The organism is Mesorhizobium sp. B2-6-1 (assembly GCF_006440475.1).
Classification (GTDB): Bacteria; Pseudomonadota; Alphaproteobacteria; order Rhizobiales; family Rhizobiaceae; genus Mesorhizobium.
Genome location: NZ_VFUH01000002.1, coordinates 476,981 through 496,315 on the forward strand (window position 1 = coordinate 476,981; position 19,335 = coordinate 496,315).

17 protein-coding genes are annotated in these 19,335 nt (G+C 63.9%); 6 read left to right on the top strand and 11 right to left on the bottom strand.

What is annotated here, in order from left to right; translation table 11 throughout:
* Positions 1-4 precede the first annotated feature (4 nt).
* Genes ugpC through FJ443_RS06980 form a run of 5 tightly spaced genes read left to right on the top strand, consistent with a single transcriptional unit; the run spans position 5 to position 4,083 of the window.
* Positions 5-1,102: a sn-glycerol-3-phosphate ABC transporter ATP-binding protein UgpC gene (gene ugpC, locus FJ443_RS06960; RefSeq protein WP_140520949.1), complete on the top strand. Its 1,098-nt coding sequence runs from the start codon at positions 5-7 to the stop codon at positions 1,100-1,102.
* A 4-nt stretch (positions 1,103-1,106) separates the two neighbouring features.
* Positions 1,107-2,219 (top strand): mandelate racemase/muconate lactonizing enzyme family protein, encoded by a 1,113-nt coding sequence (locus tag FJ443_RS06965; RefSeq protein WP_140663292.1) that lies wholly within the window; start codon positions 1,107-1,109, stop codon positions 2,217-2,219.
* Between the two features lie 10 nt (positions 2,220-2,229).
* Positions 2,230-2,559 carry an L-rhamnose mutarotase gene (locus tag FJ443_RS06970; RefSeq protein WP_140497605.1) on the top strand — a complete coding sequence of 110 codons (330 nt, stop codon included), beginning with the start codon at positions 2,230-2,232 and terminating at the stop codon, positions 2,557-2,559.
* Positions 2,552-3,628 (top strand): Gfo/Idh/MocA family oxidoreductase, encoded by a 1,077-nt coding sequence (locus tag FJ443_RS06975; RefSeq protein WP_140564377.1) that lies wholly within the window; start codon positions 2,552-2,554, stop codon positions 3,626-3,628. The genes FJ443_RS06970 and FJ443_RS06975 overlap by 8 nt, the downstream gene beginning before the upstream one ends.
* Positions 3,629-3,636: 8 nt before the next feature.
* The gene (locus tag FJ443_RS06980) at positions 3,637-4,083 is read left to right on the top strand and encodes a MaoC/PaaZ C-terminal domain-containing protein (protein ID WP_140663294.1); all 447 of its coding nucleotides are present in this window, start codon (positions 3,637-3,639) and stop codon (positions 4,081-4,083) included.
* A gap of 7 nt (positions 4,084-4,090) precedes the next feature.
* Here the strand turns inward: FJ443_RS06980 and FJ443_RS06985 are convergent, their stop codons facing one another.
* From FJ443_RS06985 to FJ443_RS07025, 9 genes are all read right to left on the bottom strand, one after another.
* Positions 4,091-4,888, bottom strand: coding sequence for an ABC transporter permease subunit (locus tag FJ443_RS06985; protein WP_140663296.1), 798 nt, complete (start codon positions 4,886-4,888; stop codon positions 4,091-4,093).
* A 2-nt stretch (positions 4,889-4,890) separates the two neighbouring features.
* A complete protein-coding gene (locus FJ443_RS06990; RefSeq protein ID WP_140497597.1) occupies positions 4,891-5,748 on the bottom strand; it encodes a 2-aminoethylphosphonate ABC transporter permease subunit in 858 nt (285 codons plus the stop codon).
* Positions 5,741-6,853, bottom strand: a complete 1,113-nt coding sequence (locus FJ443_RS06995) for an ATP-binding cassette domain-containing protein (protein WP_224680228.1) — start codon at positions 6,851-6,853, stop codon at positions 5,741-5,743. Before FJ443_RS06995 ends, FJ443_RS06990 begins: the two co-directional genes overlap by 8 nt.
* A 59-nt stretch (positions 6,854-6,912) precedes the next feature.
* Positions 6,913-7,941, bottom strand: coding sequence for a 2-aminoethylphosphonate ABC transporter substrate-binding protein (locus tag FJ443_RS07000; protein ID WP_140564380.1), 1,029 nt, complete (start codon positions 7,939-7,941; stop codon positions 6,913-6,915).
* Positions 7,942-8,195: 254 nt separating this feature from the next.
* The gene (locus FJ443_RS07005; RefSeq protein ID WP_140623732.1) at positions 8,196-9,206 is read right to left on the bottom strand and encodes an NAD(P)-dependent oxidoreductase; all 1,011 of its coding nucleotides are present in this window, start codon (positions 9,204-9,206) and stop codon (positions 8,196-8,198) included.
* Positions 9,207-9,208: 2 nt separating this feature from the next.
* Positions 9,209-10,567 (bottom strand): aspartate aminotransferase family protein, encoded by a 1,359-nt coding sequence (locus FJ443_RS07010; RefSeq protein ID WP_140555608.1) that lies wholly within the window; start codon positions 10,565-10,567, stop codon positions 9,209-9,211.
* Between the two features lie 71 nt (positions 10,568-10,638).
* Positions 10,639-12,096 (bottom strand): phosphonoacetaldehyde dehydrogenase, encoded by a 1,458-nt coding sequence (gene phnY / locus FJ443_RS07015; protein WP_140623734.1) that lies wholly within the window; start codon positions 12,094-12,096, stop codon positions 10,639-10,641.
* A gap of 238 nt (positions 12,097-12,334) precedes the next feature.
* Positions 12,335-13,591, bottom strand: coding sequence for a phosphonoacetate hydrolase (phnA, locus tag FJ443_RS07020; RefSeq protein WP_140623736.1), 1,257 nt, complete (start codon positions 13,589-13,591; stop codon positions 12,335-12,337).
* A 25-nt stretch (positions 13,592-13,616) separates the two neighbouring features.
* On the bottom strand, positions 13,617-14,816 hold the full coding sequence (locus FJ443_RS07025; protein ID WP_140583903.1) for a 2-aminoethylphosphonate--pyruvate transaminase: 1,200 nt from the start codon (positions 14,814-14,816) through the stop codon (positions 13,617-13,619).
* Between the two features lie 293 nt (positions 14,817-15,109).
* Here FJ443_RS07025 and FJ443_RS07030 point away from each other — a divergent pair, with 293 nt between their 5' ends.
* Positions 15,110-15,979, top strand: a complete 870-nt coding sequence (locus FJ443_RS07030) for a LysR substrate-binding domain-containing protein (protein WP_140497582.1) — start codon at positions 15,110-15,112, stop codon at positions 15,977-15,979.
* Here FJ443_RS07030 and FJ443_RS07035 read toward each other — a convergent pair.
* Both FJ443_RS07035 and FJ443_RS07040 read right to left on the bottom strand, forming a co-directional pair.
* Positions 15,976-18,453, bottom strand: a complete 2,478-nt coding sequence (locus FJ443_RS07035) for an FAD-dependent oxidoreductase (protein ID WP_140663298.1) — start codon at positions 18,451-18,453, stop codon at positions 15,976-15,978. The two genes, FJ443_RS07030 and FJ443_RS07035, sit on opposite strands and share 4 nt — an antisense overlap.
* Before the next feature lie 82 nt (positions 18,454-18,535).
* The gene (locus FJ443_RS07040) at positions 18,536-19,324 is read right to left on the bottom strand and encodes a DeoR/GlpR family DNA-binding transcription regulator (RefSeq protein ID WP_140623740.1); all 789 of its coding nucleotides are present in this window, start codon (positions 19,322-19,324) and stop codon (positions 18,536-18,538) included.
* Between the last annotated feature and the right edge of the window lie 11 nt (positions 19,325-19,335).

Sequence of the window (19,335 nt, forward strand, 5' to 3'; positions counted from 1 at the left end):
TCCCATGGCAACGGTTTCCCTCCAAAAGCTGACCAAGCGCTACGGCAATGTCGGGATCGTGCACGGCATCGACCTCGACATCGCGGACCGCGAATTCATCGCGCTGGTCGGTCCGTCCGGCTGCGGCAAGTCGACGACGCTCAGGATGATCGCAGGGCTCGAAGAGATCAGCGCCGGCTCGATCGAGATCGGCGGCCGCGTCGTCAACGATTTGCCGCCGCGTTCGCGCAACATCTCGATGGTGTTCCAGTCCTACGCGCTTTATCCCCACATGACGGTGCGCGAGAACCTCGGCTTCTCCCTGAAGATTGCCGGGGCCGCCAAGGAGGATATGGAGCGCCGCGTCGCCGAAGCCTCGGCCATCCTCGGCCTCGACACGCTGCTCGACCGTCGCCCGTCGCAACTTTCCGGCGGCCAGCGCCAGCGCGTCGCCATGGGCCGCGCCATCGTACGCGATCCCGACGTGTTCCTGTTCGACGAGCCGCTTTCAAATCTCGACGCCAAACTGCGCACGCAGATGCGGACCGAAATCAAGAAGCTGCACGCCAAGGTGCGGTCGACGGTGATCTATGTCACCCATGACCAGGTCGAGGCGATGACGCTTGCCGACCGCATCGTCATCATGCGCGACGGCCATATCGAACAGGTCGGCACCCCAGACGAGGTGTTCCGACGGCCGGCGACGCGGTTCGTCGCGGGCTTCATCGGCTCGCCGCCGATGAACCTGCACGAGGCGACGATCGATGACGGCCACTTGGTTTTCGCCAGCGGCGAAAAGCTGCCATTGCCTAGCCAATTCAAAGCCAATGTCGCCAGGGGTAACAAGGTGGTGTTCGGGTTGCGGCCCGACGACATCTACCCGACCGGCCATGGTATCAGTTCCGGTGGTGCGGCCGACGTCCACCAGATCGAATTGCCGATCACGGTCACCGAACCACTCGGCAACGAGACGCTGGTGTTCGTCGAGTTCAATGGCGCAGACTGGGTTTCGCGCATGCTGAACCCAAGAGCTTTGAGATCGGGCGAGCGGGTGGCCATGAGCCTCGACCTGTCGCAGGCGCATCTGTTTGCCGCCGACACGGGAAAGTCATTGCGGAGCTGACGACATGGCCACGATCGAAAAGATAGAACTGCGGATGGTGGACCTTGTGCCCAAGGTCAAGCGCACGGACGCGATCCAGAGTTTCGTCAGCCAGGAAACGCCTCTCGTCACTATCACCGATTCCGACGGCGCCGTCGGCACCGGCTACAGCTATACGATCGGCACCGGCGGCTCGTCCGTGATGCGGCTCCTGTCCGACCATCTGGCGCCGCGCCTGATCGGCCGCGACCCCGACATGATCGAGGCGATCTGGCACGATCTCGAATTCGCCACGCACGCCACCACGATCGGCGCGATCACGGCCATCGCGATCGCGGCGATCGACACCGCGCTTTGGGACCTGCGGGCGAAGAAGCAAGGTCTGCCGCTGTGGAAGCTGGCGGGCGGCGCCAAGGACCGCTGCCCGCTCTACACGACGGAGGGCGGCTGGCTGCACATCGAGACACAGGCGCTGGTGGATGACGCGCTGGCCGCCAAGGCCAAGGGCTTTCGCGGCTCGAAGGTGAAGATCGGCAAACCGCACGGATCGGAAGATCTGGCGCGGCTGGCGGCGGTGCGCAAGGCGGTGGGCGACGGCTACGAGATCATGACCGACGCCAATCAGGGATTCTCCGTCGACGAAGCGATCCGCCGCGCAGCGAGGCTGCGTGAACTCGATCTCGCCTGGATCGAGGAGCCGCTGCCGGCCGACGACATCGATGGCCATGTGCGACTGTCGAATTCGACGCAGACGCCGATTGCCATCGGCGAGTCGCTCTATTCCATCAGGCATTTCCGCGAATACATGCAGAAAGGCGCCTCTTCGATCGTGCAAGTCGATGTCGGTCGCATTGGCGGTATCACGCCCTGGCTAAAGGTGGCGCATGCGGCGGAGGCCTTCGACATCCCGGTCTGTCCGCATTTCCTGATGGAATTGCATGTCAGCCTCACCTGCGCTGTTCAGAACGGCCGGTATGTCGAGTACATTCCGCAGCTTGACCAGTTGACCGGCAAGCGCATGCGCATCGAGGATGGACAGGCGCTGGCACCCGACGAGCCCGGCATCGGCATCGATTGGGACTGGGACGCGGTCAAGGCCATGAGCATCGCCGAATTCACCACGGCGATCACGAAATAGGGGAACGAACATGCAGCGGATGGGAATGGTTCTGGGACTGAAGCCGGAAAAGGTCGAGGAGTATGTGCGCCTCCATGCCGCCGTCTGGCCCGACGTGCTGACCATGATCTCGGCTTGCAACATCGAGAACTATTCGATCTACCTGAAGCGGCCGGAGAACCTGCTGTTTGCCTACTTCGAATACCACGGCACCGACTATGCCGCCGACATGGCCAAGATGGCGGCAGACCCGAAAACACAGGAATGGTGGGCCCTCTGCATGCCTTGCCAGGAGCCGCTGGCGACCCGCAAGGAGGGCGAATGGTGGGCTTCGATGGACGAGGTCTTCCATCATGACTGAAGGCGGTTTCGACCCTGCCTCACTCATCCAGTCCTGGCCTAAGCCTACAAAGCCCCGGCCGATCGTCACCTTCGGCGCAGGTTCGATTGTCGGCGATGCCCATTTTCCCGCCTACCGGAAGGCCGAGTTTCCGGTTGCCGGCCTCTATGATCCGGACCAGGCCAAGGCGCGGACGTTGGCCGAGAAATGGGGTGTCACCGCATTCCGCTCCGTGGAAGAAGCCGCCGGAATCAACGATGCGATCTTTGATCTCGCGACACCGCCCGGTCGGCATGCCGAGATCCTGAAGGCGCTTCCCGAGGGGGCGGTCGCACTGATCCAGAAGCCGATGGGCAACTATCTCGGCGAGGCAACCGAAATCCTCGAAATCTGCCGCGCCAGGAAGCTCAAGGCTGCGGTGAATTTCCAATTGCGTTTCGCGCCGATGATGCTGGCGCTCAAGGATGCCATCGCCAAGGGATGGCTCGGCGAGGTCGTCGACTTCGACGCCTGGCTGGCGCTGGCCACACCTTGGGAACTGTGGGAATTCCTGCTCAAGGCGCCGCGTGTCGAGATCGCCATGCATTCGATCCACTATCTGGACCTCGTCAGGCAATTGCTTGGCGACCCAAGAGGGGTGCACGCCAAGACGCTCGGCCATCCCAACCATACGGTGGCACAGACGCGCACCAGCGCCATCCTCGACTATGGCGACACCGTGCGCTGCGCGCTGTCGATCAACCATGACCACAAGTTCGGGCGCCGGCACCAGGCCTGCGAATTCCGCATCTGCGGCACCGAGGGCGCGGCCTATCTCAAACTCGGCCTCAACCTCGACTATCCCCGCGGCGAACCGGACGTCCTGGAAATATACCCGAAAGGCGGGACGGATTGGATTGCCGTGCCACTCGCCGGCGAATGGTTCCCCGATGCCTTTGTCGGGCGTATGGCCAATGTCCAGCGCTTTGCTTGCGGAGAAGACGACGAGCTGGTCAGCTCGGTCGAGGACGCCTGGAACACGATGGCGCTGGTGGAAGCCGCCTATAAATCGAGCGCGGCGCCGGCGACGCCGCTGGCCGAAAAGCCGTAAGGCAGGACATGGAACAGACCATTTATTTCGAAGACTACGAGATCGGCTCCTCGCGGCTGACCAGCGGCCGGACCATTACCGAGACCGACTTCATCGTCCATGCCGGACACACCGGCGATTTCTTCCCACACCACATGGACGCCGAGTTCATGAAGACGACGCCGTTCGGCCAGCGCATCGCGCACGGCACGCTGGTGTTCTCGGTCGGCATCGGACTGACGGCAAGCGTCGTCAATCCCGTTGCCTTCTCCTATGGCTATGATCGGCTGCGTTTTACCAAGCCGGTGTTCATCGGCGACACGATCCGCACGCGCACCACTATCGCGGCCAAGCAGGACGATCCGAAGCGGCCGGCCGCGGGCCGGGTGATCGAACGCTGCGAGGTGATCAACCAGCGCGACGAAGTTGTGTTGGCCGCGGATCACATCTACATCGTCGAACGCAAACCCGGCTGAGGCAGCGCTACGATCCGGTGGCGCGGGCGGTGATGCGCTCCAAACCGAGCAGCAGCGCCAGGGTCGCCACCACCAGGATCATGGTGAGCGCTGCTCCCGCAAAGATGTCGCCTCGGTCGGTGAGGCTGAAGATCGACACCGGCAGCGTCACCCAACCCGGCGGATAGACCATCACGGTGGCGCCGAGTTCACCCATCGACAGTGCGAAGCTGAGCCCGAACGCTGCGACCAGATAGGGTGCGAGCAGAGGCAAGGTGACGTGCCAGAGGCGGTAGGCCGGCCGCGCGCCGAGGCTCGATGCCACCTGCTCGAAGTCGGGCGAGAGCCGCGCCAGTCCGGCCGACACATTGCCGAAGGTGAAGGCCGATATCAGCACGAAATGCGCGATCATGACGATCGCGATCGTACCGTTGAGCAGCAGCGGCGGATGGCTGAAGGCGACCAGCAGGCCAAGGCCGACGGAGACCGAAGGCACGGCGCTGGGGATGAAGAACAACAGGCCGAGCAGGCGCCGCAGCGCATGCCCCTGGACCCGCAGCGACAGCGCCGCCCAGGTGCCGCTGACCAGCGCCAGCGCGCTGGCTGCAAACCCGGTGAGAAGGCTCGCCTTGACCGCATCGCCGGCCGCGCTATGCAAGACGTCGCTGTAGTGTTCCGTCGTCAGGCTGCTCGGCAGCACGCCGTTCCACTGGTCGGCAAGGCTGGACAGGAGAATGACCGCAAGCGGCGCCAGGAACAGCACACCGAAGATCAGTGCCAAGAGGAGCCACAGAACGAGGCGACCGGAGCGGGACCAGACCAGCATGGCTAGACCCCCAGCCGGCCGGCTGCGAAACGATAAAGCCCGAACAGGCCGAGCGAGAGCGCGATGTTGATCAGGGCGATGATGCAGGCGACCTGATACGCCGATTCCTGGATCGCCTTGCCATAGATCAGCAGCGGCAGCGTGATGACCCCCTTGGCGCCGATGAACAGCACGATGCCGAACTCGTTGACGGTGAGCAGCAGGCAGAGGCTCCCGCCGGCAATGAGTGCCGGAATGGCGGCCGGCAGGATGATTTGGCGCACGATGCGGAACGACCGCGCGCCGAGCACGCTTGCCGCTTCGATCTGGCCGCGGTCCACCAGCGAGAAGGCGGCAAGCAGCGGCCGCAGGATGAACGGCGTGTAGACAGTGACCTCGGCCAGCACCACGCCCCAGCTCGAATAGAGGAAATCGACGGGCGGCGACGGCAGTGAAAAGGTCTCCATCAGCCCTGCGTTGAGCATGCCTGCGGAGCCGTAGAGAAAGGTGAAGGCGAGCGTCACCAGGAAGGTCGGCAATGCGATGAAGGTGTCGATCAGCCTGGCGATGAAGCCGCTGCCGGGGAACGGAACGAAGGCCAGGATCAGTGCCAGCACGAGACCGACGATCAGGCACCCGGCAGTCGCGGTAACCGAAATCGTCACCGTGTTGATCAGCGCGTTGAGGAAGAAGCGCGAATGCAGGACGCGGATCACTTCGGCGACATTGGCAACGCCGCTGTCGTCCAGGAAGGCCTGCCGGGCGATGAGCGCCAGCGGATAGAAGAACAGCAGGGCCAGGAGTGCGGCCGGCGGCACGATCCAGAATCTGCCAGGCTCTCTCCTGACCGCTGGCGAGGCGATAGCGACAGCCTCAGACACCGGCGTCTTCCGGAACGAGCGAGGTGTCGGTGGGCGCGAAGAACAGCGGCACCTTGGCGCCGGGTTCCGGCAGGGCCATCGGCAGTCTCGTCGCCGAGACGCGCACCGTCGTGCCGTCGACATCGAGCACGAGATGGGTGAGTTCGCCTTGCCAGTGCACCTCCAGGAGCGTGCCGACAATGCGATTGGTATGGTCGCCATCGGCCGTCAGGCTGAGGTGCTGGGGCCTGATACAAAGCAGGCTCTTGTCGCCGACCTTCTCGTCACGGCCGGTGCCCATCAGCACCGCGTCGCCATGCCTTGCCGCGGCAAAACCCTTGGAGCCGGCAGCCTCGGCAATGGTGACCGGCAGTAGATTGGCGCGGCCGAGGAACTCGGCGGTGAAGCGGTTGGGCGGACGGCGGTAGAGCTCGGTCGTCGGTCCATGCGAACAGACCGAGCCGTCGCGCATGATGGCGATCTTGTCGGCGAGGGTGAGCGCCTCTGTCTGGTCGTGAGTGACATAGAGGATCGTCAGACCCGGCAGGCTGCGGTGCAGCCTGGCGATCTCCTCGACCATATTGCGGCGGATCTGTGCGTCCAGCGCCGAAAGCGGCTCGTCAAGCAGCAGCACGCGGGGCCGCACGGCAAGAGCGCGCGCAATCGCGACACGCTGCTGCTGGCCGCCGGAAAGCTCGCGCGGATAACGTCCTGCATAGGCAGCCATGCCGACGGTACCGAGTGCATCCTTGACCCGCTCGGCGATCAGCGCCTTGTCGGCGCCCTGAGCCCTGAGGCCGAAGGCGACGTTGTCCTCGACCCGCATATGCGGAAACAGCGCGTAGTTCTGGACCACCATGCCGAGCCCACGCTCATAAGGCGGCAGATCGGTCACATCCGTCGCGCCAATGCGGATTCGTCCGCTTCTCGGCCGCACGAAACCGGCCACCGCCCGCAAGGCGGTGGTCTTGCCGGAGCCGGACGGGCCGATCATCGCCAGGATCTCGCCGGGAGCAATATCCAGGGTCAGCGGATGCAGAACGACATGCGCGCCATAGGCGACAACGACCTTGTCGAAATGGACATTGGAGCCGGCGCCGCGAACCTTCGCGGCGTCGATGTCCATGACACTGGTCCCAGTAAAAGCGGCGGCCGACATGGCATGGTCCTCCGGATTGGCAGGGATCAACTTCCGGTCGCTTCGTTCCACCGCTTGACGTAGTCGGGCAGCTTGGCCAGAGCGTCATCCCAGTTCGGCGACCAGATGGTCAGGCCCTTCATCGCCTCTTGCGCCTTCGCGAAATTGGCGTCGTTCGGCGTCACATCCTTGCGGGCCGGCAGGCCAAGAGCCACGGAACTGACCTTCGACTGAGCTTCCTTTGAGAGCAGGAAGTCGATCAGCTTCTTGCCGTTGTCGGCATTGGGCGCGCCGGTTACCAGGCCGATCTCATAGGGCAGCGCAAAGGTGGAGCGCACGCCGTCAGGCCCCGCCGGCCAGAACACCTTGATGTTGGGATTGTCGGCCATTTGCGACATGTTCATCTGCAAATCGCCGTTGGCGACATGCAGCTCGCCCTTGTTGACCAGCGCCGTCAGCTTGCCGGTCGAAGCGGAGGGGCCGACATTGTTGTCCTGCAATTTCTTCATGAACTCGAAACCTGCATCCTCGCCGCCGAAAGCATGGATGATCTGCAGCATGACAGCGGTGCCGTCGCCGGCCTGGCCGGGCGTCGAGTATTGGATCTTGCCCTTGAATTTCGGATCCAGCAGATCGTCGTAGCTCTTCGGCGCTTCCGAAAGCACGGCGCTGTTGTAGATGAAATTCATGTAGTTGTTGACCAGCGGCCGGTATTTGTCGGTGCCGCCGTCGATCTGGTCCGCCCCTTCGGGCTTGTAATCCTGCAGCAGGCCGCCGGCGGCGGCGCGCTGCACGAAGGGCGGCAATGTCACCAGCACGTCCGCTTGCGGGTTCGACTTCTCCTTGGCGACACGCTCAACGACACCGCCCGAACCAGCCTCGATATACTGCACTTTTATGCCGGTGGCCTTGGTGAAGGCGGCGAACTCGGTTTCGAACCAGCTGCCGTTGCCGTCATGCAGGCCATCGGCGGAGTAGATGGTGACGACGCCATCTGCCATCGCCGGTCCGATGAGGGCAGCCGACGCCAGCAACGCGGCGAAAGCCGCGACCATGGTTGCGTTGCGTGATTTCATGTCCAGTTCCCCTTTTTGATTGATGGCACATTCTGCGATGCACTGTGGCGACCGCGCCGGCTGCTTCTGCTTCGATGGGTGCCGGCAGCGTCGTCGTTAAGGGCAACTCTGGGGATTGGAGATCGATAAGTAAAATCTATTTATTTTATGACAGGCAAACTTCATCTGATAGTTGTCATGGAACCGTCGCAGTCATGTCGTGACATATTTCGGCCTGCTCAGGGCAGCCGTCGAAGCGTTCGAGCAGGTGATGATCAGACGAATGAAACGCCAGAAGTCTGCGCCCGCAACCGCGGGTCGGACGAGCGCACGATCACCGGCCGGCCGTCGAGAATCTCAAAGCAGCGCGCGAGCGTGTCGTCCTCGAGCCGGCGCATCGCCTGATGCGTAAAGAAGGTGAGGTGCGGGAACAGGATGACGTCGTCGCGGCCGAAAAGCGCGCCCATCGGATGGCCCGACTTGGCCAGCGGCTCGACCGAATAGACGTCGAGCCCGGCGCCGCCGATGCGCTCGGAAACGATCGCCTCGACAAGGGCCGCCTCGTCGATGAGCGCGCCGCGCGAGACGTTGACGATGATGGCGGAAGGCTTGAGGCAGGCGAGTTCAGCCTTGCCGATCAGGCCGCGCGTGCTGTCGTTCAGCACGCAATGGATTGAGACGAAGTCGCAGGCGCGAAGCATTGCCTGGAGGTCGTCGGCTTTTTCGATGCCGGCGGCGCGCATCGTTTCGGCGTCGACACCGGGATCGAAGCCAAGAAGCCGCGCACGAAATCCCTGGCCGGCCATGCGCGCCATGCTGCGGCCAATTTTGCCACAACCGACGATCCCAAGCGTGGCGCCTGAAATGTCGCGTCCCAGCCAGCGCGGCTCGGGCCAGATCCAGCCATCGCGCGATACCGCCGCGGTGATGGCGGGCAGCCGCTTGGCCAGCGCGACCATCATGGCGAAAGCACCTTCGGCGACGGTTTCCTCGGCATATTCGGGCACGTTGACGACGGGGATACCGCGCCGCATGGCAGCGGGGATATCGATGGCGTCGATACCGACGCCATATTTGATGATGCCCTTCAACCTGGGCGCCGCGTCGATCACCTCCGCAGTGACTGGCGTGTAGCACATCAAGAGCAGATCGGCGTCGGCGACCGCGGCTTTGAGCTCCGCCTCGGAAATGCCGTCCGGCAGCGTCACCAGCTCGACACCCCTTGCCCGCAAGCCGGCATCGATGCCTGGGCATTCGAGCTCGCGGTCGGTGCGGACGGCCTTCACGGTCAGGCCGCCAGCACGGCGCGTTCGACGATATCGAGCGCACGGTCGAGGTCGGCTTTCGAAATCACCAGCGGCGGCGACAGCGTCAGCACGTTGCCGTGGCTGACCTTGAAGCTCAGCCCCCGTTCGAGGCAGGCATAGAAGACGCGTTCGGCAAGATCGCGCGCGGGCTGGCGCGAGGTACGGTCCTCGACAAGTTCGACGCCGACCATCAGTCCCCTGCCCCTGACATCGCCGACATGGGGCGAACGCCCCATCAGATCCTGCATGCGTCCCAGCATATGCCGGCCAAGCTCGGCCGCACGCTCGACCAGTCCTTCTTCCAGGATGATATCGATCGTCGTCAGCGCCGCGCGCGTCGTCACCGGGTTCTTCTCGTGGGTGTAGTGACCGATGGCAAAACCGCCGGTGACGTCGAGATCGCGGCGGGCGATGACAGCGGCGATCGGCAGGATGCCGCCGCCGAGCGACTTGCCGAGAACGACGATGTCCGGCGTCACGCCGTCATGCTCATGGGCGAAGAATTTTCCGGTCTTGCCAAGGCCGGTCGGGATCTCGTCGAAGATCAGCAGCGTGCCGTGCCGGTCGCAGGCCTCGCGCACCCGATTCCAGAAACCGGGCGGCGGCGGGTTGGGCGTTGCCCGCATCGGCTCGGCGACGACCGCAGCCACATCCTGTTCGCGACCGAGCACATAGGCGATCATGTTGGCGCAGGCGAGCCCGGAGGCTTCCAGGGTGCCGTGGCCGTAAGGACAGCGGTAGCCGTCCCAGGGCGCGACATGTTCGGTGCCGGTCATCATCGGGCCGGCGATATGGGAACGGAAGGTCGCTTCGCCGCCGACGCTTGCGGCACCGAAGCCAGCGCCATGAAAGGCATCCCAGAACGAAACCGTCTTGAAGCGGCCGGTCGCGGCGCGCGCGATCTTCAGCGCCACCTCGATGGCGTCGGAACCGCCTGTCGTGAACAGCACCTTGCCGAGATCGCCGGGCGCCAACTCGGCCAATTTCTCGGCCAGTTCGACAGCGGGTTCGCAGGTGAAGCGGCGCGGCGCAAAACAGAGATCGTCGAGCTGTTTCTTGATCGCGGCGACCAGCTTCGGATGGCCATAGCCGAGATGGTGCACGCTGTTGCCGTGGAAATCCATGAAACGGCGGCCGGCGGTGTCCTCGATCCAGATGCCTTCGGCCTTAGCGATCGTCGAAAGACAAGGGCTGGACAGGCTCTGGTGCATGAAGGCCGAAGCGTCGCGGTCAAGCAGCCCGCGGATGCGTGGATCGTCCTGGCCGGAATCCCAGCGGCTGCGGGCCGCCGTGGTGTTGGAATCGCCCTCGGTATGCACAAGCTCTTTGATCGCGGCCATAACCATCTCCGAAACGCGAATGAGGGAGCGTGGAACGCTCCCTCGGTTGTTCTGTCAGCCGAGCCGTCCGGTCAGGACCAGGGCAGCGAAAACGTCTTCACATTGGTATAGCTCTTCATTGCCTCGATGACGCCTTCCTTGTAGCCATTGCCACTGTCCTTGATGCCGCCGAACGGCGACATCTCGATGCGGTAGCCCGGCACTTCCCAGATGTTGACGGTGCCGACCTCAAGGCCGGTGATGTATTTCTGCATGCGCGGAAACGAGTTGGTGCAGACGCCCGAGGACAAGCCGAAGGCGGTCGAGTTGGACAGCCTGATCAGCGCCTCGTCATCGTCCGGTGCGCGCACGATCGGGATGATCGGCCCAAACGTCTCTTCCATCACCAGTTCGGATGTGTGCGGCACGCGATCGACGACGATCGGCGGCAGCAGCGCGCCTTGCCGGCCCGGATTGTAGAGGATTTCGGCGCCCTGCCCGGCGGCCATGTGGACACGAGCTTCGAAGAGTGCCGCCGCCTTCTCGTGCACGACGGTGCCGAGATCGGTCGTGCGGTCCATCGGGTCGCCGAAGCGGATCTTTCGGGCCCGCTCCAGCACCAGCGACACGAAGCGGTCGGCGACGCTTTCCTGGACAAGGATGCGCTTGACCGCCGTGCAGCGCTGGCCGGAGTTCTTCGTGGCGCCGGCGACGGCGAGATCCGCGGCCCTGGCCAGATCGTCGTCCGAGAGATCGTTGAGGACGATCAGCGGATCGTTGCCGCCGAGCTCCAGCACCTGGCGCTTGTAGCCGGCGGTGCGGGCGATCATCTTGCCGACCGGCACGCCGCCGGTAAAGGTGATCAGGTCGATATTGTCGTTGGTGATCATCTCGTTGCCAATGTCGGCCGGCCAGCCGGTCACCACCGAGAGCATTTCCGGCGGCAGGCCGGCTTCGTAGAGGATGTCGGCCAAAAGCAGCGCCGTCATCGGCGTCAGTTCGGTCGGTTTGACCACCACGCAATTGTTGGTGGCGATCGCCGGCGCCACCTTGTGCGAGACCATGTTGAGCGGATGGTTGAACGGGGTGATCGCCGAGATCGCCTTCAGCGGCTCGCGCGTGGTGAAGATCTTGCGCGCCTTGCCGTGCGGGGTGAGATCGCAGGAGAAGATCTGGCCGTCATCCTGGATGCACATCTGCGCCGACAATGTGAACACGTCATAGGCGCGGCCGACCTCATAGAGCGAATCCGCCTTGGAAATGCCGAGCTCGAGCGTGATGAGATCAGATATTTCTTCCCGGCGCGACGCCAGTTTTTCCGCCGTGCGGAACAGGATCTGCTGGCGCTCGTAGCGCGTCAACTTCGACCTGTAGCCGGCGGCGATCTCGAAGGCCTGGCGGGCATGCTCGGCGCGGCCGGCGGGCACGGTGCCGATAACGGCATTGGTATAGGGGTAGTGGACAGGAACGACGCGGTCGGCGTCGACCTTGCGACCAGCTATGCGCATCGGTTCGTGGCGGACTTTGATCGAAGTATCGAGCTTGGTCATCGGTTCCGTTCCAGCAATTCGAAGGAGAAAGTGGTGCAAGGGATTGTCGACCCCCACTCCGGCCCTTCGGGCCACCTCTCCCCCGATCGACGGGGGAGAGGAAATCAGGTGAGGTCGGCGCCACCACGTTTCCGGGCTAAGCCGCCGCTAGCCCTGGCGCCTTTCCTCTCCCCCGTCGATCGGGGGAGAGGTGCCGAGCGAAGCTCGGCGGAGTGGGGGTCGACAATCACGCTCGAGATCAAGCCTGCGCGGCCGCCATCGTCGCGTAGTAGAACGCGTCGAAGTTCCTCAGCACGGGCTCATCAGGCAAATCGGCCAGCACGCGGTTGACGATGAACGGAACCTCCTGCTCGGTCAGCCCGCCATGCGAGCGCAGCGGCTCGTTGAGGGCTGCCAGGTCGTGGCGGTGTTCCGAGGTGCCGACGGTCTTGTTCTGCGTCGAGATCAGCACGATGTCGCCGATGCGGTCGGCCGGCAGTTCGAAACGCTCGCAGGCGGTCGGGCTGTCGACAACCAGCATGATGCCGTCGATCTTCGCCAGCCGCGCCATGATGTCGGCCTGATCGGCGCCGTCAGGAAGGTAGGCGGTGGCGAACGAGCCTAGCGCGCCGTGATGCACGACATAGGGATCTGTGATCGGCAGGATGACGCGCGCGGCATCCTTGCCCAGCCATTCGTCGAGCAGGTCCTGGACATAGACGACGTCAGGCGAACCATCCTGCTTGTGCTTGGGCTTCATGCCGTGGTCGGCGGTCACCACGATTGCCGCGCCCAGCGCATCAAGCTCGGCCAGGTACTTGTCGAACATCTCGTAGAAGGCGTTGGCCTGCGGCACGCCGGGTGCGTATTTGTGCTGCACATAGTCGGTGGTGGTCAGGTACATGATGTCGGGGCGGAATTCCTTCAGCAGTTGGACGCCGGCGGCGAAGACGAATTCCGACAGTTCGGCCGAATAGACTTCCGGCACCGGCAGCCCAAAGTGCTTCGAGGCATTGTTGATGCCGTGCTCGGCCTTGGTGGTGGTGTCGGATTTTTCGGCCGAGAAGCACAGCGCGCGGCCGTCGTCGAAGGCGAGGCCCTTGCCGAGCAGCGCACGCAATTTGTCCTTGGCGGTGACCACCGCGACCTTGGCGCCGGCATCGTAGAAGGCCTGGAAGATGGTCGGCGCGCGCAGGAAACGCGGGTCGTTCATCATCACTTCCTTGCCGGTTTCGCGCTCGTAGAGGTAGTTGCCGCAAATGCCGTGCACCGACGGCGGGCGGCCTGTGGCGATCGACAGATTGTTGGGGTTGGTGAAGCTCGGAATGACAGAATGCGCAAAACGCACCGTGCCTTTCTGCTTGATCTTCTCCAGCGCCGGCATCAGCCCGGCCTTGATGGCTTTGTCGAGATAGGCCGGCTCGCAGCCGTCGAGGCAGATGGCGATGGCCGGCACACGTGGCCAGGCGTAGGTGCGGCCGTTGACCGCGACATTGATGGGAGACATCTGGTTCATCGAAATCCTCAAAAATTCTGCCGCTTCAGGCGGCGAGTTTGGCGCGCTCGGCGATTGCCGCGGCGGGAGGAGCGGCGGTGTCGACGTTCATCTCCTTCAGCGACTGCGCCGCCGCCTCTACGACGCGGCGCATGACATGTTCGTCCATCTGGCCGATGCAGCCGATACGGAAGCTATCGACGACGGTCAGCTTGCCCGGATAGATGATGAAGCCCTTGTCCTTCATCAGCTCGTAGAAGCGGTCGAAGGCGAAGTTGGCGTGGGCCGGGTTGAAGAAGGTGACGATGATCGGCGACAGCCAGCGATCCCTGAGCAAAGTCTCGAAGCCGAGCTCGCGCATGCCGGCCACCATCACGTCGCGGTTCCTGGTGTAGCGGGCGCCGCGGCCGGCAACACCGCCCTCGGCCTCGTGCTGGCGAAGCGCTTCAAGGAAGGCGGCGACGACATGGGTCGGCGGAGTGTAGCGCCACTGCCCGGTCTTGTTCATATGCGCCCACTGCGCATGGACGTCGAGCGACAGCGAATGGCTGCGGCCCTTGGCGGCTTCCAATTCGCTCTTGCGGGCGATGATGAAGCCGAAGCCCGGCACGCCCTCGATGCACTTGTTGGCGGACGAGACCATCGCCTCGTAGCGGATCTCGTTCACGTCGAGCGCGATGGCGCCGAAGGCGCTCATGGAATCGACCAGCAGCTTGCGGCCCTTGGCATGGACGGCTTCGGCAATCTCGGCGACGGGGTTGAGGATGCCGGAACTGGTCTCGCAATGGATGGCGATCACATGCGTGATGGCAGGATCGGCCTCGAGGGCGGCGGCCACCTCGTCGCCGCGCGGCGGCAGGTAGTCGCCCTTGTCGATCAGCGTATAGGCGCGGCCGAGATACTGCATGGTCTGGGCCGCGCGCAGGCCGTAGGCGCCATTGGCCAGGACCAGAACCTTGCCGTCCTTCGGCACGAACGAACCCAGCATCGCCTCGACGCAGAAGGAGCCGCTGCCTTGCATCGGCACACAGTCGAATTCGCCTTTCGCATCGCCGGTCAGCGCCAGCAGGCGGCGGCGCATGTCTGACGTCATGGCGCGGAAATCGCCGTCCCAGGATCCCCAGTCGCGCAGCATCGCCTGCTTGACCGGATAGGAGGTGGTGAGCGGCCCCGGCGTCAGCAGGTACGGCTCGCCCAGCGCCGGACCGGCCAATGGCTCCGCGGCAAATTTCGTCTCGGCGAGCATAGTGTCCTCCGCTGCTTTTTATGTGGAGACATTCTTGGCTGGAACGACGTATTTGTAAAATCGTTATTTTGTATTGATGTATAAGCTCACCCGATGATCTGGCTTGCAGTCGAATTATTGCCCGGCGGGATAATCGCGCCTCCAGCCGAGCGCAGCCTGCGTGGTATCCATGACATGTGCGTGACCGTGGGCGATCATCCCCAGATATAAGAAGAATCGTTCCTTCATGCCTTTTTGCCTGCGAGGCTTATGATAGGGTGGCGGCCGGAACTCGGATCTAGAAAGCTGAGAACATGCGCTACGTTCAATTGCGAGCCTTTCACCAGGTGGCGATATCAGGCGGGTTTTCACGTGCCGCGGAAGCGCTGTTCCTGACGCAGCCGGCAATTTCGGACCAGGTGCGCAAGCTCGAGGAAGAATATGACGTGCTGCTGTTCAACCGGAACAAGAAGCAGGTCACGCTGACCCATTCGGGCCAGAAGCTGCTCGAAATAACCCACCGCATGTTCGACACCGAGCAGCAGGCGCTCGAGCTTCTGACGGAATCGCGCGCCCTGCGCTCCGGCACGCTGCGCATCGTCGCCGACGCCGCGCATCATCTGCTTCACATCCTCGGCAGTTTTCGCGCGCGCTATCCCGGCGTCCAGGTTTCGCTACGCGCCGGCAACACCGAGACGGTAATCAGCAGCCTCTACAGCTATGATGCCGACATCGGCGTGCTGGGCGAGGTGCCGACCGGACGGGACTTCGAGGTGCTGAAACTCAATTCGACGCCGATCATCGCTTTTGCGTCGGTCGATCATCCGCTGTCGGGCAAGAAATCATTGAGCCTCAAGCAACTCGCGCAGGAATCGCTGGTCATGCGGGAGCGCGGCTCCAAGACGCGCCAGAAGCTCGAGGATCTGGCCGCGGCATCGAAGGTCGAACTCAGGCCGGTGATCGAGGCCGAAGGCCGTGAAGCCGTCCGCGAGATCGTCGCCTCGGGTGCCGGCATCGGCTTTGTCTCGGCGGCCGAATTCGGCCAGGATTCGCGGCTGGTAGCGATCGCGCTCGACGCGCCTGAGACGTTGATGGACGAAGCGCTGATCTGCCTGCGCGAACGCAGCGGCGGCAAGCTGGTGCGCGCCTTCCTCGACATGGCGCGTTCGATGTCGGCGGATTAGGCGGCGGCCCTGATCTCCTCCACATCCGCTTTCACCCGTTCCGACTTCGGATCGTAAGGGGTGCGCAAATGTGCCGTGGCCGCGTGGCGAACGCCGGCAAGATCGATCTCGAAACGGCCGCTAGCCAGAAACGCAGCGTCGACGCCCGTCTCGTTCTCGATCAGCCCGAGCGCCACCGAGCGGCCAAGCGTGTGACCGTAGGCGGCCGAGCGGACCTCGCCGACGGGCTTGCCGTCGCGCAGGATCAGCTCGCCGCCCCACAGCATCGGCTCGGCATGGTCGAGCGTGAACAGTACGATGCGTTTTGCTGGCGCCGTCGACGGCTTGGCCTCGACCAGCGCGTCACGGCCGATGAAGCCACCCGGTTTGTCCATGGCGACGGCGAAGCCAAGCCCCGCCTGCCAGGGGGTAATGTCAGGCGTCAACTCACGGCCCCAGGCGCGAAAACCCTTTTCGATGCGCAAGGCATCAAGCGCGTAGTAGCCGGCGTCCAGGAGGCCGAATTCGCCGCCAGCCTCGTGCAGCGCCTCGTAGACGCCGACGGCGAATTCCGTCGGCACGATCAGCTCCCAGCCGAGCTCGCCGACATAGGTCATGCGGTTGGCGTAGGCGGTAGCGTAGCCGATATCGATCTCGCGGATGGTGGCGAAGGGGAAGCCGGCGTTGGAAAGATCGGCCGACGACAATTTGCCCAGGAGATCGCGCGAGCGCGGCCCCATCAGCGCCAGCACCGCGTAGGACGAGGTGACGTCGGTCACGATGGCATGTGCGTCCGGTGGGATGTTCCTGGCGATCCAGTCGGCGTCGTGGACCGCTTGCGCCGAACCGGTGACGATGAGGAATTTTTGCGCACCAAGTCGCATTACGGTGAGATCGCTTTCGTACCCGCCGCGCGCGTTGAGCACGCCCGTGTAAACGGATGTACCGACCGGTACATCGACATTGCCGGCGCAGATGCGGTTGAGCAGGGCACAGGCGTCGCGGCCCTGCACGAGAAGCTTGGCGAAAGAGGTCTGGTCGAATACGGCAACAGCCTCGCGCGTCGCCTTCATTTCGCGCTTGACTGCCTCATGCCAGTTCTGGCGGCCGAAGGCATAATCGTTCCCGGCCCTCTCTCCCGGGGCCGCGAACCAGTTGGCGCGCTCCCAGCCCATCTTGGAACCGAAGCAGGCGCCCCTGGCGGCCAGCCGGTCGTAGAGCGGCGAGCGGCGGAAGGGTCGGGCGGTGTCCAGCTCGCGGTTCGGCCACGGCATGGCGTAATGCAGACCGAGCGTCTCCTTGACGCGATCATGCAGCCAGCGCGGATTGTTGTTGAAGGCGGCGAAGCGCCTGATATCGACAGGCCACAAATCCATGGTCGGCGCGCCGTTGACGATCCACTCGGCCAGCGCCTTGCCGGCACCGCCGGCGCTGGCGATGCCCATCGAGTTAAAGCCGGCGCCAACATAGAAATTCTTCAGCTCCGGCGCCTCGCCGAGGAGAAAATTGTTGTCGGGCGTGAAGCTTTCGGGACCGTTGTAGAACTTCTTGACCTCGGCTTGCGCCAGTTGCGGCACGCGCACCAGCGCGTTTTCCATCAGGATCTCGAACTGGTCCCAATCGTCCGGCAGCAGCGCGAACTCGAAATTCTCGGGGATGCCGTTCATGCCCCACGGCTTGGCATGCGGTTCGAAGCCGCCCATAACCAGCCCGCCGACCTCTTCCTTGAAATAGATGAAGCCGTCCGGATCGCGCATCACGGGCAGGTCCGGATACACACCCTCGATCCGGCCCGTGACGATATACATGTGCTCGGCCGAATGCAGCGGCACCGAGACGCCGCACATCAGCCCGACCTTACGCGCCCACTGGCCGGCGCAGTTGACGACGATCTCGGCGGCGATGTCGCCGCGGTCGGTCTCGACACCGCAGGCGACGCCGTTTCTCACCATGATGCCGGTGACCTTGACCCGCTCGAATATCCTCGCGCCGCGATTGCGCGCGCCCTTGGCGAGCGATTGCGTGAGATCGGTCGGATTGGCCTTGCCGTCGCCAGGCAGCCAGACCGCGCCGACCAGATCGTCCGTCGCCATGACCGGCCACAGATCGCCGGCTTCGCTCGGCGAGATGACGTCGATCTCAACCCCTTGCGCACGCGCCGAGGCAGCCGTGCGCTTCAGCACCGTCATGCGGTCAGCGGTGCGCGCCACCGACAGCGAGCCGCAATTCTTCCAGCCGGTCGCGAGACCGGTCTCGGCCTCCAGTTCGCCATAGAGTTGAGTGGAGTATCTGATCAGGCTGGTCATGTTGGAATGGCTGCGCAATTGCCCGACCAGGCCCGCCGCATGCCAGGTGGTGCCGCCGCTGAGCTGCCCCTGTTCGAGCAGGACGACGTCGGCCCAGCCGAGCTTCGTCAGGTGATAGGCGACGGAGCAGCCGATGATGCCGCCGCCGACGATCACGACGCGTGCCTGCGTGGGAAATTCATGAGCCATGAGCGTTCCGCCATCTTGAGGGTGGCCGGCAAGCTAACACAGGAAAGCCAAATATCAAGTCAAAAACTCACAAAATATCACATCAAGATGCGACGATCAGCTCCGGCCCTTTTTGCAAAAGGGCGTCGGCAAGCGCAGGCTGCGGCCGGGCGTCGACGACAACGCCGGCGGCGCGGTCGAAATTCGGAATCCTGAGCGGCGTCAGCTTGCCGAACTTGCTGCTGTCGAGGACGAAATAGGTCTTGCCGGCGAGCGCGATCATGCGGCCGCGCTGCTCGGCACCGGCCCTGGTGAAATCGGTCACCTCGCCATCGGGGGACAACGCGCCGCCGCCGAGAAAGGCGATGTCGACGCGAAAGCGCGCCATTGCATCGAGCGCATCGATGCCGGAAGCGGCCTCCTCGCCTGGGTCGACTTCACCGCCCAGTATGTGCACACGCATGCCGGGGACATGGCACAGATGCAGTGCAATCTTCAGGCTGGTCGTGCAGATAGTGAGATCGCGCAGGTCGTTCATGGCATGCGCGACGGCCAAGGTGGTGGTGCCGGAATCGAGGAAGACCACCATACCGCTGCTAACGAGGCCGGCCGCCGCCCTGCCGATCGCCGCCTTGCCGTGCGCATTCTCCCGGCTGCGCAGGCCCATCGCCGGCTCGCTCGGCTCGAAGCGAGCGGCGCCGCCATGCACGATGCCGAGCCGTCCCTGGTCAGAAAGCAGCTTCAGGTCGCGGCGGATGGTCTCGCGCGAGACGTCGAAAAAGCCGGCCAGTTCGGCGACGCTGACCGAGCCCTGGGCACCCAGGCGCCTCAGGATCTCGTCATGACGGCGGGGAGCAAGGGCACGTGCCGGCAGACGGCTGTCGGGGGACATGGAGGGCCTCA

Coding starts and splice junctions, on each gene's coding strand:
- FJ443_RS07025 (WP_140583903.1), bottom strand. CDS start 14,816: ATGCTCGCCGAGACGAAATTTGCCGCGGAGCCATTGGCCGGTCCGGCG.
- ugpC (WP_140520949.1), top strand. CDS start 5: ATGGCAACGGTTTCCCTCCAAAAGCTGACCAAGCGCTACGGCAATGTC.
- FJ443_RS07010 (WP_140555608.1), bottom strand. CDS start 10,567: ATGGCCGCGATCAAAGAGCTTGTGCATACCGAGGGCGATTCCAACACC.
- FJ443_RS06980 (WP_140663294.1), top strand. CDS start 3,637: ATGGAACAGACCATTTATTTCGAAGACTACGAGATCGGCTCCTCGCGG.
- FJ443_RS06970 (WP_140497605.1), top strand. CDS start 2,230: ATGCAGCGGATGGGAATGGTTCTGGGACTGAAGCCGGAAAAGGTCGAG.
- FJ443_RS06965 (WP_140663292.1), top strand. CDS start 1,107: ATGGCCACGATCGAAAAGATAGAACTGCGGATGGTGGACCTTGTGCCC.
- FJ443_RS07000 (WP_140564380.1), bottom strand. CDS start 7,941: ATGAAATCACGCAACGCAACCATGGTCGCGGCTTTCGCCGCGTTGCTG.
- FJ443_RS07030 (WP_140497582.1), top strand. CDS start 15,110: ATGCGCTACGTTCAATTGCGAGCCTTTCACCAGGTGGCGATATCAGGC.
- FJ443_RS07035 (WP_140663298.1), bottom strand. CDS start 18,453: ATGGCTCATGAATTTCCCACGCAGGCACGCGTCGTGATCGTCGGCGGC.
- FJ443_RS07040 (WP_140623740.1), bottom strand. CDS start 19,324: ATGTCCCCCGACAGCCGTCTGCCGGCACGTGCCCTTGCTCCCCGCCGT.
- phnA (WP_140623736.1), bottom strand. CDS start 13,591: ATGAACCAGATGTCTCCCATCAATGTCGCGGTCAACGGCCGCACCTAC.
- phnY (WP_140623734.1), bottom strand. CDS start 12,096: ATGACCAAGCTCGATACTTCGATCAAAGTCCGCCACGAACCGATGCGC.
- FJ443_RS06975 (WP_140564377.1), top strand. CDS start 2,552: ATGACTGAAGGCGGTTTCGACCCTGCCTCACTCATCCAGTCCTGGCCT.
- FJ443_RS06995 (WP_224680228.1), bottom strand. CDS start 6,853: ATGGACATCGACGCCGCGAAGGTTCGCGGCGCCGGCTCCAATGTCCAT.
- FJ443_RS06985 (WP_140663296.1), bottom strand. CDS start 4,888: ATGCTGGTCTGGTCCCGCTCCGGTCGCCTCGTTCTGTGGCTCCTCTTG.